Here is a 15,317-nt window from a genome sequence, read left to right on the forward strand (position 1 = left end):
GATCACAACGCAGTCATGACGACCCAATCGCCTAGCGACAATACCCTGGCCATCTCCAATCAGGTCCACCTGCCACTGGAGGAGATCGACATGCAGGCGATCCGGGCCCAGGGCGCCGGCGGCCAGAACGTCAACAAGGTGTCCTCGGCTATTCATCTGCGTTTCGACATCAATGCCTCTTCACTACCGCTGTTCTACAAGGAGAAGCTACTGGCCCTACGTGATCGTCGCATTAACAACGAGGGCGTTTTAGTCATCAAGGCCCAGCGCTACCGAACCCAGGAAAAGAACCGCGAGGATGCGCTGCAGCGTCTGCAAACGCTGATCCGTTCTGTCGCAGTGGTACAAAAAACCCGCCGCCCCACTAAGCCAAGCCGCGCCGCCAAACGTAAACGTATGGACAGCAAGACAAAACGCGGCCAGGTGAAATCACTGCGCGGCAAGGTAACGTACTAGCTCATGTATCTGGATATCGCCCTTATACCCGACGAAATCGCCTGGGCGGCGACGATTCTGGCAGCCATTGGGCTGGCTGCTCTGGTGCGAACGGCCGAGTGGCGAGCACTTGTCGTTCCCTTGCGTCAGCACCTGGTACTGGGCAGCCTGCTGGGGCTGGTAGCACTGTGGATGATCTCGGTGCGCACCTTTGACGGTCTCTGGCTGCATTTACTGGGCGTCACAGCCGTTACGTTGCTTATTGGTTTGCGATTTACCCTGATGGTGGGCGCCATAGCGTGTGGCGTTCACGCACTGTTAATTGAGCAACCGCTGGCAGGTGCGCCAGTGGCGTGGCTGGTAAATGTCGTCGTGCCTGCAGGGGTTACCCGACTGCTGGTGCAGTGGCTCAGCGAACGCCCCCAGAGCAACCTGTTTATCTACTTGCTGGGCGCAGGGTTCGGCGGCGGTGTGCTCGCCTCATTCGCACTGGTCGCCGCAAGCCTGTTCATCCTCAGCATGGCCGGCCAGACCAGCTACGTCCGAGGCGCGCTGGAAAACTGGCCTATGATAGCGCTCATTGCGTTCCCAGAGGGCTTCATCAACGGCATGATATTGAGTGTCATTGTGGTGCTGAATCCGGAAGCGGTAAAAAACTTTGATTCTGACAAATACCTCGGAGAAGGGTAACTTTGACCTCACCACATTAAACGGATCTTTTTGCGGTGCCCCATGTACTGTTCCACCAAACCCCTTGTAAGCCTTATCACCCCGACCCTGGACCGGGAAAAATGTCTCTCGCTGCAAGCGCAGACTCTCATAAACCAGACCTATTCCAACATCGAGTGGCTGGTTCACGATAGCAGCGACGCTGCGAGCGAAACGCTCTCGACAAGCGACGATACGCGCATCAGGTATTACCACCAGCCGGGTGACATGAGCATCGGCAGAAAGCGTAATTTCCTGATTGGAGAAGCTCAAGGCGACATCATCATCCACCTGGACGACGATGACTTTTACGCGCCAACGTACGTGGAAACCATGGTCGAAGCACTCGAGCAGGGCCACGATCTGGTCAAACTCAGTGGTTTCTTCCTGTATAGCAGCGTTTACCGCAAGCTGGGTTACTGGGACCTGGGCAGCGAAGATGACTATTGCCAGATCTGGTCTACGGGCCCTCTGGGCTGGCACGTAAGGACCTGAGCAAGACACAAGTCCACAAAGAGGCGTACTGGGGTTATGGCTTCAGCTATGCCTACCGGCGACACGTCGCCGAGCAAATTCCTTTTCCAGACAAAAACTGGTCAGAGGACGCGACCTTTATTCTCCAGGCGATCGAGCAATTCAACTGGCACGCGATGAAGGACGAGGAAGGCCTGGTGCTGCACGTACTGCATGAATCCAATACCAGTAAAAGCTATCCACAGCACTCCATGCCCGGGTTTGCCGTAGCGCAATTTTTCCCGGGCGTTCATCCCGGCTTTCTTTAGGCCTCGGATGCGCCGTCAACTGCCGGCGCAACACTCTTCCTGCAGGTAGTCGATGAGCGCGTCGAGCTCTTCATACTGCGCCACACAATGAAGCGTTCGTCCCTCACGGCGTTGCGTCACCAGCCCCGCGGATACCAGCCCCGAAAGATGATGGGTAAGCGTTGAGCCAGGAATATCCAGTTGCGCCTGCACAGTGCCCACTGGCGTGCCATCGGCCCCCGCTCGCACCAGTTGCCGATAAATGGAAAGCCGTGCCGGGTGGCCCAGCTCTTTGAGCGCCTTGGCAGCCTCCTCGAGGGAGAGAGTCTTGTTGTTTTTCATAATTCGATATTACTAGAAATTTCTTGACAAGAGAACACGGCATCACTATATTTCGATTTTTCTAGAATTATAGATATTAAACCCATGACATTTGATATGCAAATGCTTCAAGAAGCCATACACATGTTCCTGTTCCTCAGTGTGGAATTGACCCTGTTGTACCTGATCATCAGCTACGGCGTGGGATTACTGCAGCATCACCTGGGACCGGAGCGTATTCAGTCCATCCTCGCCTCGCGGGGCGGTCGCGGTTACTTTATCGCCGCTTTACTGGGTGCAATTACGCCCTTCTGTTCCTGCTCGACCATTCCCTTTCTCAAGGGACTGCTGCGCGCACAGGCCGGCTTTGGCACCATGATGGTGTTCCTGTTTGCCTCGCCGCTGCTAAACCCGATCATCATCGGCTTGTTTGTGGTGACTTTCGGTATCAAGGTCGCGACCACCTATTTCGCCATTGCCATGGTGTCGTCGATTATGGCCGGTATTGTCCTGGAGAAGCGGGGATTCGAGCGGTACATCAAGGCAGAGGCCTATATGGCACCCCAGGCTTCCGGATGCAGCGCCAGCTGCGGCGCTCAGCAGGTAGTGCCCAGTAAGTGGCGGCTCATCTGGGATGCCACCTGGGCTGACTTCAAGAAAGTCCTTCCCTACCTCGCGGGCGGCATCGCGGTCGGTTCCTTTATCTACGGTTTCATGCCCTCAGACCTGGTCGCCAGTGTCGCGAGCGAAGACAACCCCTGGGCGATCCCTGTCGCCGCGGTCATCGGCATACCGCTCTACATCCGCGCGGAAGCCGTCATCCCCCTGAGCGCTGCCCTCGCGGCAAAAGGCATGGGGCTGGGTGCGGTAATGGCACTGATTATTGGCAGCGCAGGGGCCAGTCTGACAGAGGTTATTCTGTTGAAGTCACTGTTCCGCAATGCGCTGGTCGCAGCCTTTGTCGCCGTCATTCTGTCCATGGCCATTGGAGCAGGCTTCTTCTACCAATGGGCATTCTAAAGCACCTCAGCAACCGCGGCCAAGCCGCGATCCACACTATTTGGCTCCGTCGAACCAGTCGTCAAATCCGTGTGTCGGCGAGGGGCCAATGTGCATTTGCTCGAGCACACCGTGGCCAACCTTGTCGCCACAGCGCGCCACCACAATCTGTTGTACGTGGATATTTTCCAGTGCCAGGGGGTCGAGCTCCGCGTCAGTCCAGCTTTCGCCACCAATCACCAGCTCACCGTGCCATTTGCCATGTCCCCACTCGGGGTGCTGATAGCCCAGGCCTTTCATGCGATGCACCAGCACCGGCTCCACGCTGATCTCCATACTCTCGCCCGACTTGTGGTGCATGGTAATCACGCCGCTGCGCGCTCTACGAGTACCGGGAATGAAGTCGAGTTTATGCTGCACCTTGCCCTGCCAGAGTCGCGTGCCGGGATCGTTGGTGCCGGGCACATCTTCCACTCCGGCATAGAGCGGCAGGAAACCCTGGTCTGTATGCCACTGATGGCCTTCGCCGTCTTCAAACCAGCCTGCCAAACTGCAGTGGTCTTCCCAGAAAATGGGCAACCAGTTGAAATGCACGGCCTGAAAGTCTGCCATGGGGGCTCCGCCGGTATAGGCATCGCCCACCGGGCGAATTCCCCAGGAGCGATCCTTGAGACCGAAGGTGGTCGCGCCATCCACTTTGAGCCCCTTGCCGTCATAGCGGATCCAACCCGACCAGGCGCCGAATTGATCCAGGCGAGTGGCATCCATCACGATGTGCCGCTCGTTGCGCAATGTCTGGCGGCCTTCCTCGATACAGGCCGTGCGCGGCGTAAAAGTCAGGTCACAGCTAATGCCGGTTTCGTTCTCGCCAATCACCAGGCGATGACGCCCCATGGGCTCCAGAATCTGCAACTCCATAGGGCCAATGCTTAGTTCAGTAGGCTCCTGGGGCGCACGACGCGAACCGTGAAACGCATACTGACGGCCATCAATTGCCAGACTCAGGCTGCCGTCGAGAATGCCGAGATTGGGGTAACGGCAAAGCCCGACCCCGAAGTAAAAGCTGCCATCCAGCGCATGGGCGTTGTACCAGAAGCGGTCGTATTGGAAGCGATCGCTACTGGCGGTATGAAACACCGGCTCAGCGGTCTGATGGATTGGATAGTCATCGAATTTGGACAGCATTAAACCTCCCGGGGTGTATGCCTGCAACTCACTGTACGACCGTATAGTACGAGAAACCGACAGATTATCTCTAGTCCCGTTTTCAGGCTGAGGGGTATGCTCGGTTATCCGTCTCACAACTATTGACGGCTGCAGCCGGGCGACTGGGTAGCCGTGCGCGGCCTCGAACGCCTGCGCGACGGGCAGGCAATCAAACGACAGGACTCTTAACTTCCCGCGCGATGCAGAATTCGGTTACTATCTCAGGCTGAAATAACAACAAAAAGTCTGTATGAAACGTACAACATTACCGCCAGTTCTGCTCAGTCTAGCGCTCTCTCTTGCCAGTGGCCCGATCGCTGCGCAAATACTCGAAGAGGTGGTGGTCACCGCCACCAAACGCGCCACTGGGTTAATGGATACTCCCTTGGCCGTGTCCGCCTATGACAGTAGTGCGCTGGACAACTTTGGTATCGACAACGGTCAGGACCTCGCATCGCGCACGCCTTCCCTGAGCATTACCGGCACCCCAAGCAAAATCAGCCTGCGCGGTGTGGGTCGCCCCAACAACGCGCTGGGCTCAGACCCGGGGGTCGCGATTTATACCGACGGTGTTTACAACACTGAAGCCGGGTTGATGGAATACAACAACCTCTTCGATCTGGAGCGCGTGGAGGTTCTGCGCGGCCCACAGGGCACGCTTTACGGCCGCAATGCCGTGGGTGGCGCCATCAAGCTGGTAACCATGGGCCCTACCCCTACCTGGCGCAGTAAGGTGATTGCCGAACTTGGCAACTACGACTATCAGGTACTGCAGGGCGTGATGAGCGGCCCAATTACCGACCAGCTCTCCATGGTTGTCTCAGGGTCGACGATTACCCGCGACGGCTATCAGGAAGAGGTCACCCGGGGCGAAGAGTTTGATGACCGTGACACCCAGACACTGCGGGCTTCGTTCAAATTCCACTGGACTCACAACTGGTACTCACAAATTCAGGCCACCAAGGTCAAACTCGACCGCACCCCCTCAATTGGTTACCGCCCCCTGGACTTCAGCACTGACTACGTGCAACCCGTTACTGACATCGACACCGGTGCCGTACTCAACCTACCGGGCACATTTCCCGGCCAGAACTTTGTCAATCCTCATCAGGATTATCCGCAGCCCAACGCCGCGGTGCGCGACGAGAGTAAAACCCAGGCAGATGTAACGCCCTCTGAAGCGACCGATACCCAGGGTGCCTGGCTACTCAATGAGGTAGCCTTTGGCGACTACCGCGTTAAGTACCTCGCTGCCTACTCAGAGTACGAATACGACCGCTACGTCGACAACGATGCGATAAATGGCGATCTGTCGAATTTCAACTGGGACAATCTGTTTCTGTTCGGCCTGCCGGTATCGGCGCTCACCGGCATCAGCCAGACCAGCCCGCGCATGACCGATACCATTGGCCAACAAGCCGACTTCACCTCACACGATTTACAGCTGTATTCGGAATTGCCCGGCAACCTCAATTTTGTGGCTGGTCTTTACTATTATCGCAGCGATGAAAACCAGTACTTTGCCGTCGAGGAAGAAAACGACGACATGATGGCGGTCTACCAGTTTCTCGGTGGCCTGGTGGGCCGCAATACCAGCGACGAGAACTGGCTTTACGAGGGCCAGTCGCAACTGATTACCACATCGAAAGCGGCCTATGGCCAGGCAGACTGGGACTTTACTGATGCGCTGAGCCTGACTGCGGGCCTCCGCTATTCACAGGACGACAAGCGCGGCGGCGATACCACCTTCGTTCAGTGGGTCGGCGACGGCTATATCTCCAGAGATGTCGAGGACGACTGGGATAGCGTCGACTGGCGCCTTGGGCTGAATTGGCGTCCCCTCCCCGGCCAGCTGTTCTACTCCACCCTGGCCACGGGATATCGCAGCGGTGGGTTCAACCTGATGAAACCCACCGCCTCCACAGACGTGGACGAGGTCGCGCCCGAGGACCTGCTTTCTTTTGAGGTCGGTTATAAAGGTGCACTGCTCGACGGGCAGCTGCGCCTGTCCGGAGCGGCGTATTACTACGACTATCAGGATCTGCAAGTCATCCGTCAGGATGTCGTGAATGGCGTGGGCGTGCGGACATTTGAAAATGCCGAGGAGGCCACCGCCTGGGGGCTTGAACTGGAAGCCGCCAGCCAGCTGAGTGAACTGATCAGCGTGGGCGGTAACTGGTCCTACAACCGGACCCGCTACGGTGATTTCTATTCCAAGGATGCCAACGCCTGTGCGCTGGGGCCGCTGGCCCAGGGCAACAGCCAGAATCCATTGTGCACCGATGAGCAGAACCTCGAGGGCAATACGTTTCCGCTAACCCCCGAGCACAAGCTCAATCTCTATGCGCTACTCAACTGGACCTGGAACGACATAGACATGCAGTACATGCTGAACTACATGTATGTGGGTGAACAGTACATGTCGCCATTTAACCTGGATGAATACGATCTTGTGGATGCCTGGGACCGCTGGGACACGCAACTGGGACTCAGCTGGGACACCTGGACGGTCACCGCGTGGGTCAGAAACCTACGCGATGAACGCAACTGGGTATTTCGAGAGCGGCCGGGTACTGTCAGCCGCAATCTGGGAGTGAGTAGCGAGCTCACCCCGCCGAGAACCTACGGGCTGCGGCTGGAATACCAGCTCTGATCAGGCAGTGGGCATCCCATTGCCGAGTTGACCGGCAAACCAGCCGCCATCGGCGACAAATTCAGACCCGGTGCTATAGCTGGCCTCATCCGTGGCCAGGAACAGAGTGACTGCCGCGACTTCTTCCGGCTGTCCCACCCGGGGAATCGGCATCTTGTTGTAGATGGTGCGATTGATGTCTTCTTCTTCAATAGCACCCTTGCCGCCCATCTGGGTAAAGATGCCACCGGGATGAACGGTATTCACACGAATATTGTACTGGCCCAGTTCAATCGCTGCCGACTTGGTCAGACCGCGCAGAGCCCACTTGGTCGAGGAATAGGCGCTAATACCCGCTTGCGAATGCAAGCCGTCAATGGAGGATACATTGATGATGGAACCGACACCCGCGGCCTTCATCGAAGGAATCACCGCCCGGATTCCAAGGAAGGCGCTGAGCTGATTAACGCTCACCACCCGCATGTAGTCTTCCGGCGTGGTATCAGTGATCGAGGCAATGTGCAGAATTGCGGCGTTGTTTACCAGGACATTGAGGGTGCCCAGTTGTTCGGCGGCGACAACCGCTGCAGCCCAGTCTGCCTCTGAGGTCACGTCCATGCGCAGGAAGACCGCAGCGTCTCCCAACTCATCGGCAAGGGCCTGTCCCTGCTGCTCGGCGATATCACCGATGACAACCTTGGCGCCGTTCTCGACGAACGTACGCACTGTCGCTTCACCCATACCATTGGCGCCACCGGTGACAATGGCGACCTTACCTGCTAAACGCTGCATAGTTATTCTCTCCTGCAAATCAGCGAGAGATTATACGCGGGGGCCGGTAGCAGGCCGGTCCAACAGATTGGACTAGCCCGACCGCGGTGTTACTCAGCGATAGTATTCGCCGGTATTTGCCGCCAGGTATACGAAACTCAACCAGGCCGCCACGTTGTGGGCCAGATCGTCGGGGTCGATCTTATCCAGGGTGTCATTGGGCGTGTGGTGCAGGTCGAAGTAGTCCCAGCCATTCTGCTTGAGCGTGACCACGGGAACACCGGCCTGACGCATAAACAACAGATCCGGGCCACCACTGGCGGTGTTGCCGCCGGGCGCAGCACCGAGCTTCTTCACGCCGTGGCCCAGCGCCTGCGCGGCTTCGATGCGGCCTTCACCGGCACGCGTTTCGAAGCGCCAGATACGGCCGGCGCCAAAGTCTGACTCGGAGGCAATCACATGCTGGGCCAACTCGTCCTTATGGGCCTCCACATACGCTTTCCCCCCCACCAGACCGACTTCTTCGGCGCCAAACAATACCACCCGCACAGTGCGATCAGGGCGCTTGGTCTCGTCCATCAGGTGCTTCGCCGCAGCGACCACAATACCTACACCAGCGCCGTCATCCACAGCGCCGGTGGCCATATCCCAGGAATCCAGGTGCGCGCCAAGCAGCACAATCTCTTCTGGTTTCTTCTTGCCGGGAATTTCGGCAATGACATTGCCCGAGCGCCCCGCGGGACGGCTCTCAGGCGTCAACAAAAAATGAATTCGAACGGTTTCGCCGCTGTCTAGAATGCGCTCCAACTGGTCGGCATCGGGGGCGGCCAATGCCGCCGCGGGGACGCCATCAGGAATCGGCTGACTGGTTACCCGGCGCATTTGTCCGGTATGGGCGAAGCGATTGCTGGTAGTCCCGACGCTGCGGATCAGCACGGCAACTGCGCCCTTCTCCTTGGCAACATAGGCGGCTTCACGGCGTTTCTGCCCCGCCACGCCATAGCCTGAGCCATCCTGGGTGCGGGTCATAACCTCGCCGATATAAGCAATCTTGCCCTTCAACTCGTCTGCTTTAGCGGCTCTGAGAGCGGCGAGGCTGGGATAGCCGACGACATCGCCTTCAACGCCCTGGTGCCCTGTTGAGGTGCTGCCACCAAGGCCAATAATGACCAGCGGCTGCGGGTAAGGCTCAAGGATTTCAGCTCGCTCCAGCCCGCGCTCCCACACAGGAAGGTCGAAGTACTCCACCCGAACATTTTTAAAGCCCAGCTTTTTGAGTTTGGCCACCGCCCAATTCCGGGCCCGCTCTTCCGCCTCGGTGCCGGCGAGCCGTGGGCCCACTTCCGTGGTCAGCGATTCGACGATTTCATAGCCGAGGTGCTGCCCCAGCGCCCACTGCGCCAACTCCTCTGACTTGGCCAGTTGGGCCGGTGTGGGCCCCTGGGCCAGAGTTTGGCCTGTTAACAACAGTCCGGCCGCCAGGCCAGAGAAAAGCTTGAAGTAACGCATAGTGGATCCAGAATCAGGTAAACAGCGACATTTTACTGCGGTTGGCGCCGTCTTTCGAGCCGCCGGAACCGGCGGCCAGATTCAGTCTGAGGATACGGTGGAGTCTGAGGCAAAGTATTTTGACGTTCTACCAACCAGGTAATAGGTCACACCCAGCGCCAGCACCACTGCAGCAATACCAAAGACATAGATAGCGTCGACGTTGTTCAGGTCGAGCACAATGACTTTCCGCGCAATCGCCATCAGGGCGGTGGCCAGCACGAGTTTGATCGGCAATGTATTGGTACCCAGGTAAAGCCGGATGTTGATAAATATCTCGATGGCAATCAGCACCACCATGAAGGCACCGAATACCTGGAAGATATCCGCAACTTGCAGCAGTCCATAGGGCGGTGTGCTCAGGCGCTCGTATAGCACCCAGATCACATCGGCGACGCCCAGCAGAATGACGATAGCCATCAGCACCGACATGAATTTAACCGCCACCCGGATAACATGATGCAGCTGACGGATCAGCGGGTCAGGATGCTCCTCGGGAAATTCCTCGTGGATTTCCTTTCTGACCGTTTCCTCCTCGCTCATGCGGCGCTCCTTGATACTCGCCTGAGCAAGTTAGCATCGCGCCATTGGCGGCGCAAACGCCGCTAGTAGTCCCAAGTCAATGTCACGCCATACGTGCGGGGATCACCGAACGTGCCAGTGTAGTTGGAACCCACGAACCCCCAGGAAGCGGCGGACACAATCACGTACTCTTCATCCGTGAGATTCTTGCCCCACAGCATGACACTGGCTTCACCGGCAAGGCTTCCCAGACTAATACCTGACCAACCGAGACTGGCATCCCAGATGCTACGATCATCCTGGTCGGTCAGGTCGAGTTCATTGACCGAGCTCACTGTTTCATCCTGGTAGGAAAAGCCAAGACGAGCGTGTACAGTGCCATTGGCCAGATCCCGCCCGTAATCCAGCGCGGCAGAAACACTGTTCTCTGGCGCATAGGAATAGCGATCGGTGAGATAAAAAACACCCGCGGCACTGTCGACAAAGTCCTCGCCCACGCTGGTATCAAGGTAACCATAGTTAAAGCTGCCGATGAGGTTTTCAGAAATCGCCGCTGTCAGCTCCATTTCCACGCCCTGGATCACGTTGCCATCCACGGGCAGGAAATCGCGCTCGCCGGCGGTGCTACCCGTTTGGATACTGGTCTGTGAGCCGTCGATATCCATATAGAACAGCGCACCATTAAAGCGCAGCCGGTGACTGAAAAAGTCGGCCTTCAGGCCCAGCTCGTAGGACAAAACGTCCTCCTCATCGAAGCCCGCGCGGAACAGGTCGGCATTCGCAGAGCGCGTGGAGGTTCCCCCCGACTTGTACCCACTGACCACCTTGGCGTAGACATTGGCGTCATCGCTGACGTCCCAGGCCACGGTAAGAGAGGGATTGAAGTTGCTGAAGTCGCGTTTGTAGCTGGCACCGTCGGGGGCACTTTCCGCAAAATCTGCTGAGCGCGTGTTGCGCCGGAACGCTTCGCGCTCGTCATCGGAGTAGCGCCCGCCCAGAGTAAAGTGCCAGCGACTGTCCAGCGCTTCCGGGCTCCAAGTCGCCTGGGCGAAAACCGCCATGGAGGTATTGTCGGTAAAGGTGATATCGAATTCGGGCCCGGGCAGGCCCAGAGTGGCACTGCCGCTGGAATCGTGGGTACCTTCATCATCGTAGTAGTACAGCCCGGTAACCAGTTCGACATTGTCCCAACTACCCAGTAACTGAAACTCCTGGGAGAACTGTTCAAATTCAATGTCGTTAATCATGGTGCTGACGGAGCCGCCGCCCGGTATCAGATTGACTCGCCAGTCCGGCAGCACAATGGCCTGCACTGAAGATTCCATGTCACGCTGCGCGGTTATCGAGCGCAGGGTGAAAACATCGCCCCACTCCAAGTCAACGTGCAGAGTGTGTGCATTGATATCCAGATCCGTCGGGCCGTTCTGCCACAGTGACTCGACCTTGTCCTGACGATCATCAGACACAGTACCCGGTGTAGTGAAGAAGCTCAGATCTGGCACGCCCGGCGGCAGTTCCTGTTCCTGTCCGGCGATCAGTGACTGCTCCATGCGCCCGGCGTCGGCGATCTCCGCTGTTTCATAGCGATAGTCAAATACCAGAGTATCCGTGGCATCCCAGTGCAGATCGATAACCGCGCTTTCGCGATCCTCAGTGCCGAAGTCCTCTCCCACACCCGTGTTTTCTACGTAGCCGTCGCGGTCGGTCATGATGTAACCAACCTTGGCGGCGAAGCGGTCGCCCAATGGCACGTTGATAAAGGTGCGGCTTTTAAACAGATCCAGATTGCCGGCGGTGAACGTCTGATGAAACTCAAACTGTTCCGGGTTCGCCCGCCGGGTGATCAGGTTAACCGCACCACCCGTCGCGTTGCGCCCGTAAAGCGTACCCTGGGGGCCGCGCAATACTTCGATTCGCTCCAGATCGACGCCCTCGAAACCGGCACCGAAAGTTGTGCCGATATACACACCATCGAGGTACAGCGCGACGGAGGGGTCCTGAGTGAGCTGAACATCGTTCTGGCCAATGCCGCGGATGAACAGCCGCACGGCAACCGGATCGTTATTGAAGTTGTTGACGTACAGGTTGGGAATATTCGTGCTCAGGTCATCGAGTTCATCAATGCCCTGGTTAGCCAGCGCCTCACTATTGAGTGCCACAATGGAGATGGGAACATCCTGCAGCGACTGCTCGCGCTTTTCGGCGGTAACGATCACTTCTTCAAGCGCGGCGCCCTGCGCCATGACCGTCGCAGGAGTAACACACATCGCAGTGATGGCCGCTGCCATAACACTGCGCTTACACACTAACCGTTGCATACACCATCCTTACTTATTGTTATCTGGATGCCTTGTTTGTAAAACGCCATAGCGGACCTGTCAATGGCCAGTACGGCCCATTACCCGCCGAAGGCGCTGTTGCTCAACCTGTGCTCAAGGCAATATCGGCAAAGTCCACCACTTCCGCCTGAGGCGTTTCGATCTCCCCTTCCGGCAACATAAATCGCCAGAACACCAACCCCAGTGGGGTACCCTGAGTATCAATCCAATTCGGTAGCCCAGGGTCTCGGTGGGCGATAATCATCCGGAAACCGCCATCGGCTTGCAGCTCTGTCTGCTTGCGATTGCGGGAGATCTGACGTGTGACGAAATCGTAGCTTTGCTGGAATCGATTCCACAGCACCACATTGGCAAAAATACATTCAGGCCACTTACCGGTGATGACCAGCGCCTGGTGATCTTCCAGGTAATAAGGGGCCATGGAATAAGCGGCGTCGAATGCCGCAAGCGCAAACGCACCCGGTTTCACCGGCGGCGGAAATTCATTGGGCACAATGCTGACAAACTCGGGCTGCTCACGCTGGGCCATGGGCAACATGCCCAGCGTGCGTGCCCTGAGAAATTCACTCACGCGACGCATACCGGCTGCCACACTGGCGTCGCTCGGCGGAGCCGCCGGAGCCACCTCGTGCAGTGGCTCGATGACAATCTGTGGCTCGCGACTGAGATCGGCCGCCACGGACTCCTCCTCCTCCCAGTAGTAGCGCACTGTGATACGTGAGGCATTGTCCAGCGGAAGCCAGTTCCGGTCGCGGGGTTCACCACCAAGGAACAGTTCGAACCGGCCGTCATTGACGTCAAACATTTCGCTGTTGATGACACCTGCGGTTCCGGTGCCCATGCTGCCACTTTCCGTACCTGCCTCAATGGTAATGGACACATAAACAGCGCCATCCATCTCACCCACTACGCGGTACTGCCCCGCGTCGGTCACCGGCGCATCGAAGTACAGGGCATCTGCATTGTCGCCGGTGAATTTCCGCGACGGCGTGACAATGCGGCGAAACTGCGGATTGAGCGGATCATATTCAAAATGGCCCACCAGCCCACCCTCAAGTAAATGCATAAGATTGCGATGCGCACCCACAACGTCGTCGGGAGAAAACAGGTTCCATTCCTCGCCGGCCCAGCGGGCATCGATTTCTTCCAGGGTATCGATGAGTTCGCGCAGGGCAGCGCGGGATTCAGTGGCAATACTCAATGCGGTCTCTCCCTCAGGTGGCGTGTCATTAACGGACTATCAGGCTGCAACTGGCCGCGCCTGCGAACCGCGGATCAGCTTGCCCGGGCGGGCACTCGTGGCCACGCCGTTCTCCATGACCACCTCACCGCTGACAATCGTGGCATCGTAGCCATCGGCCCCCTGAAACACACGCCTCCCCCCGGCCGGCAAGTCGTGCACAATTTCGGGGGCATGCAGTTGCAGGTTCTGGTAGTCGATGACATTGATATCAGCCTTCATACCAACCTCCAGCGTGCCGCGGTCCTCAAGCCCTACACAGCGCGCGGTATCGTGAGTGTGCAGCTTCACCGCCCACTCCAGATCAAAGCGCTTGCCGCGCTTGCGATCGCGCGTCAGGTACGAGATCAGATAGGTCGGCACGCTGGCATCACACAGCACACCGCAATGCGCGCCGGTATCAGCCAGGCTGATCACCGAATCCTGATCTTCCAGCATGGCCACCTGGCGGCTCAGATCATTCGCGCTATAACCGAAGCAGGGGAAAAACAGTACGTTCTTGCCGTCGCGCTTCATCATGGCGTCGTAGGCGTAGGCGGCAGGGTCTACGCCAGCCTCACGCGCTTTGGCCGCAATCGAATCTTCCGGCCCTGGCTCATAGTTGGGAGGTGTTCCCAGTACATAAAGCTTGTCCCAGCCGGCAATCATCGTATCCATAAAGTCATCGCCCATAAGCGGCGGCTCGTCGGACAAAATGGCGGCACGAACCTCCGGATCCTTAAGGCGCTCAATGCGCTCTGCGTCCGGCAAAATCGAGAGTTCTGCATAGCTGGGATTGAAACTAAAGGGATTGATCGTACCTTCCCAACTCAACAGAATATTGACGGGCCGCGCGCCTACATGGGGAATCAATTGTGCGCCTTCCCGCTGGGCATCGCGCACATAAGCGAGCTGCTTCTGGACCCGGGGCCAATCATCCTCCTCGCGGAAGAACAGTACGAAATTCACCTTGCACTGGTTGTCGATAGACAGGCGTTTCATCCACTCCATCTCTTCTTCCCAGTTGGTCCAGTCGGACACCACCCCGTAAATACCTTTGCCCAGCTCGCCGATGGTTTTGCCAATCCCCAGCAGCTCCGCCTCATCTGCGTATGTACCCGGCATGACTTCGTCGTGGCGGGTGGTGTGCAGCTCCGTTCTGGAAGTCGTAAAGCCCAGGGCCCCGGCTTCAATACCCTGCTTGACGATTTGCGCCATCTGCTCAACATCTTCGGGGGTGGCTTTCTGGTTGTGCGTGCCGCGATCGCCCATGACGTAGGTTCGGACTGCGCAATGTGGCACCTGGGCAGCCACATCTACGGCACGGGGGAATTTGTCCAGTTCATCGAGATACTCAGGAAAGGTCTCCCAGTTCCATTCAATGCCCTCGTGGAGTGCAGCGCCGGGGATGTCCTCAACGTCTTCGACCACCGATACCAGCTGGTCGCGGGCCTCGTCGGTCGGTTTGCAGGGCGCGAAACCAATGCCGCAATTGCCCATCACCAGAGTGGTAATGCCATGGTTGGCAGCGGGACTGCATAGTGGATCCCAGGTAGCCTGGCCGTCCATATGGGAGTGCACATCGACCCAGCCCGGCGTGACTATTCTGCCGGCGGCGTCAATGGTTCGAACCGCGTCGCCAGCCACTTCGCCGACGGCCGCTATGACACCGTCCTTCACCGCCACATCGGCGCTAAATGCGGGCTGGCCGGTACCGTCGACCACACTACCGTTACGGATAATCAAATCGTACACTGCTACTACCTCGTTATATTTATTGCCAGTAACCTCTTTAAGGTAGGCAGATCGCCGCGGGCTTTCAACCGAATGACAACCTTAAGCCCACTTTAAGCGCG

14 protein-coding genes are annotated in these 15,317 nt (G+C 57.6%); 6 read left to right on the forward strand and 8 right to left on the reverse strand.

Annotated features, from left to right (window positions below; genetic code table 11):
• Positions 1 to 15: 15 nt before the first annotated feature.
• Genes arfB through A3709_RS22950 form a run of 4 tightly spaced genes read left to right on the forward strand, consistent with a single transcriptional unit; the run spans position 16 to position 1,925 of the window.
• Positions 16 to 456: an alternative ribosome rescue aminoacyl-tRNA hydrolase ArfB gene (arfB, locus tag A3709_RS00945; protein WP_066048658.1), complete on the forward strand. Its 441-nt coding sequence runs from the start codon at positions 16 to 18 to the stop codon at positions 454 to 456.
• A 3-nt stretch (positions 457 to 459) separates the two neighbouring features.
• Positions 460 to 1,125: an energy-coupling factor ABC transporter permease gene (locus tag A3709_RS00950; RefSeq protein WP_066048662.1), complete on the forward strand. Its 666-nt coding sequence runs from the start codon at positions 460 to 462 to the stop codon at positions 1,123 to 1,125.
• A 42-nt stretch (positions 1,126 to 1,167) separates the two neighbouring features.
• Positions 1,168 to 1,638 (forward strand): glycosyltransferase, encoded by a 471-nt coding sequence (locus A3709_RS22415; protein ID WP_082849790.1) that lies wholly within the window; start codon positions 1,168 to 1,170, stop codon positions 1,636 to 1,638.
• A complete protein-coding gene (locus A3709_RS22950) occupies positions 1,590 to 1,925 on the forward strand; it encodes a hypothetical protein (RefSeq protein WP_156507511.1) in 336 nt (111 codons plus the stop codon). The genes A3709_RS22415 and A3709_RS22950 overlap by 49 nt, the downstream gene beginning before the upstream one ends.
• 15 nt (positions 1,926 to 1,940) lie before the next feature.
• Here A3709_RS22950 and A3709_RS00960 read toward each other — a convergent pair whose 3' ends face one another.
• The gene (locus A3709_RS00960) at positions 1,941 to 2,246 is read right to left on the reverse strand and encodes a helix-turn-helix transcriptional regulator (RefSeq protein WP_066048664.1); all 306 of its coding nucleotides are present in this window, start codon (positions 2,244 to 2,246) and stop codon (positions 1,941 to 1,943) included.
• Positions 2,247 to 2,342: 96 nt separating this feature from the next.
• On the opposite strand from A3709_RS00960, the gene A3709_RS00965 reads away from it, so the two are divergent.
• Positions 2,343 to 3,245: a permease gene (locus A3709_RS00965; protein ID WP_231871063.1), complete on the forward strand. Its 903-nt coding sequence runs from the start codon at positions 2,343 to 2,345 to the stop codon at positions 3,243 to 3,245.
• 36 nt (positions 3,246 to 3,281) lie between these two features.
• On the opposite strand, the gene A3709_RS00970 is transcribed toward A3709_RS00965, so the two are convergent.
• Positions 3,282 to 4,409, reverse strand: coding sequence for a hypothetical protein (locus A3709_RS00970; protein WP_066048670.1), 1,128 nt, complete (start codon positions 4,407 to 4,409; stop codon positions 3,282 to 3,284).
• Positions 4,410 to 4,680: 271 nt separating this feature from the next.
• On the opposite strand from A3709_RS00970, the gene A3709_RS00975 reads away from it, so the two are divergent.
• Positions 4,681 to 7,083 carry a TonB-dependent receptor gene (locus tag A3709_RS00975; RefSeq protein WP_066048672.1) on the forward strand — a complete coding sequence of 801 codons (2,403 nt, stop codon included), beginning with the start codon at positions 4,681 to 4,683 and terminating at the stop codon, positions 7,081 to 7,083.
• On the opposite strand, the gene A3709_RS00980 is transcribed toward A3709_RS00975, so the two are convergent.
• The 6 genes from A3709_RS00980 to A3709_RS01005 form a co-directional block, all read right to left on the reverse strand.
• Positions 7,084 to 7,854 (reverse strand): glucose 1-dehydrogenase, encoded by a 771-nt coding sequence (locus A3709_RS00980; protein ID WP_066048675.1) that lies wholly within the window; start codon positions 7,852 to 7,854, stop codon positions 7,084 to 7,086.
• A gap of 93 nt (positions 7,855 to 7,947) precedes the next feature.
• Positions 7,948 to 9,342 (reverse strand): M20/M25/M40 family metallo-hydrolase, encoded by a 1,395-nt coding sequence (locus tag A3709_RS00985; protein WP_066048677.1) that lies wholly within the window; start codon positions 9,340 to 9,342, stop codon positions 7,948 to 7,950.
• Between the two features lie 81 nt (positions 9,343 to 9,423).
• Entirely contained in the window at positions 9,424 to 9,924 is a 501-nt protein-coding gene (locus A3709_RS00990; protein WP_066048682.1) for a phosphate-starvation-inducible PsiE family protein, read from the reverse strand.
• A 62-nt stretch (positions 9,925 to 9,986) separates the two neighbouring features.
• A complete protein-coding gene (locus tag A3709_RS00995) occupies positions 9,987 to 12,221 on the reverse strand; it encodes a TonB-dependent receptor (RefSeq protein ID WP_082849791.1) in 2,235 nt (744 codons plus the stop codon).
• A gap of 103 nt (positions 12,222 to 12,324) precedes the next feature.
• On the reverse strand, positions 12,325 to 13,443 hold the full coding sequence (locus tag A3709_RS01000; RefSeq protein WP_066048688.1) for a hypothetical protein: 1,119 nt from the start codon (positions 13,441 to 13,443) through the stop codon (positions 12,325 to 12,327).
• A 39-nt stretch (positions 13,444 to 13,482) separates the two neighbouring features.
• Positions 13,483 to 15,216 (reverse strand): amidohydrolase family protein, encoded by a 1,734-nt coding sequence (locus A3709_RS01005; protein ID WP_066048691.1) that lies wholly within the window; start codon positions 15,214 to 15,216, stop codon positions 13,483 to 13,485.
• Positions 15,217 to 15,317 lie beyond the last annotated feature (101 nt).

Source organism: Halioglobus sp. HI00S01 (assembly GCF_001635445.1).
GTDB classification, from domain to species: Bacteria; Pseudomonadota; Gammaproteobacteria; order Pseudomonadales; family Halieaceae; genus Halioglobus; species Halioglobus japonicus.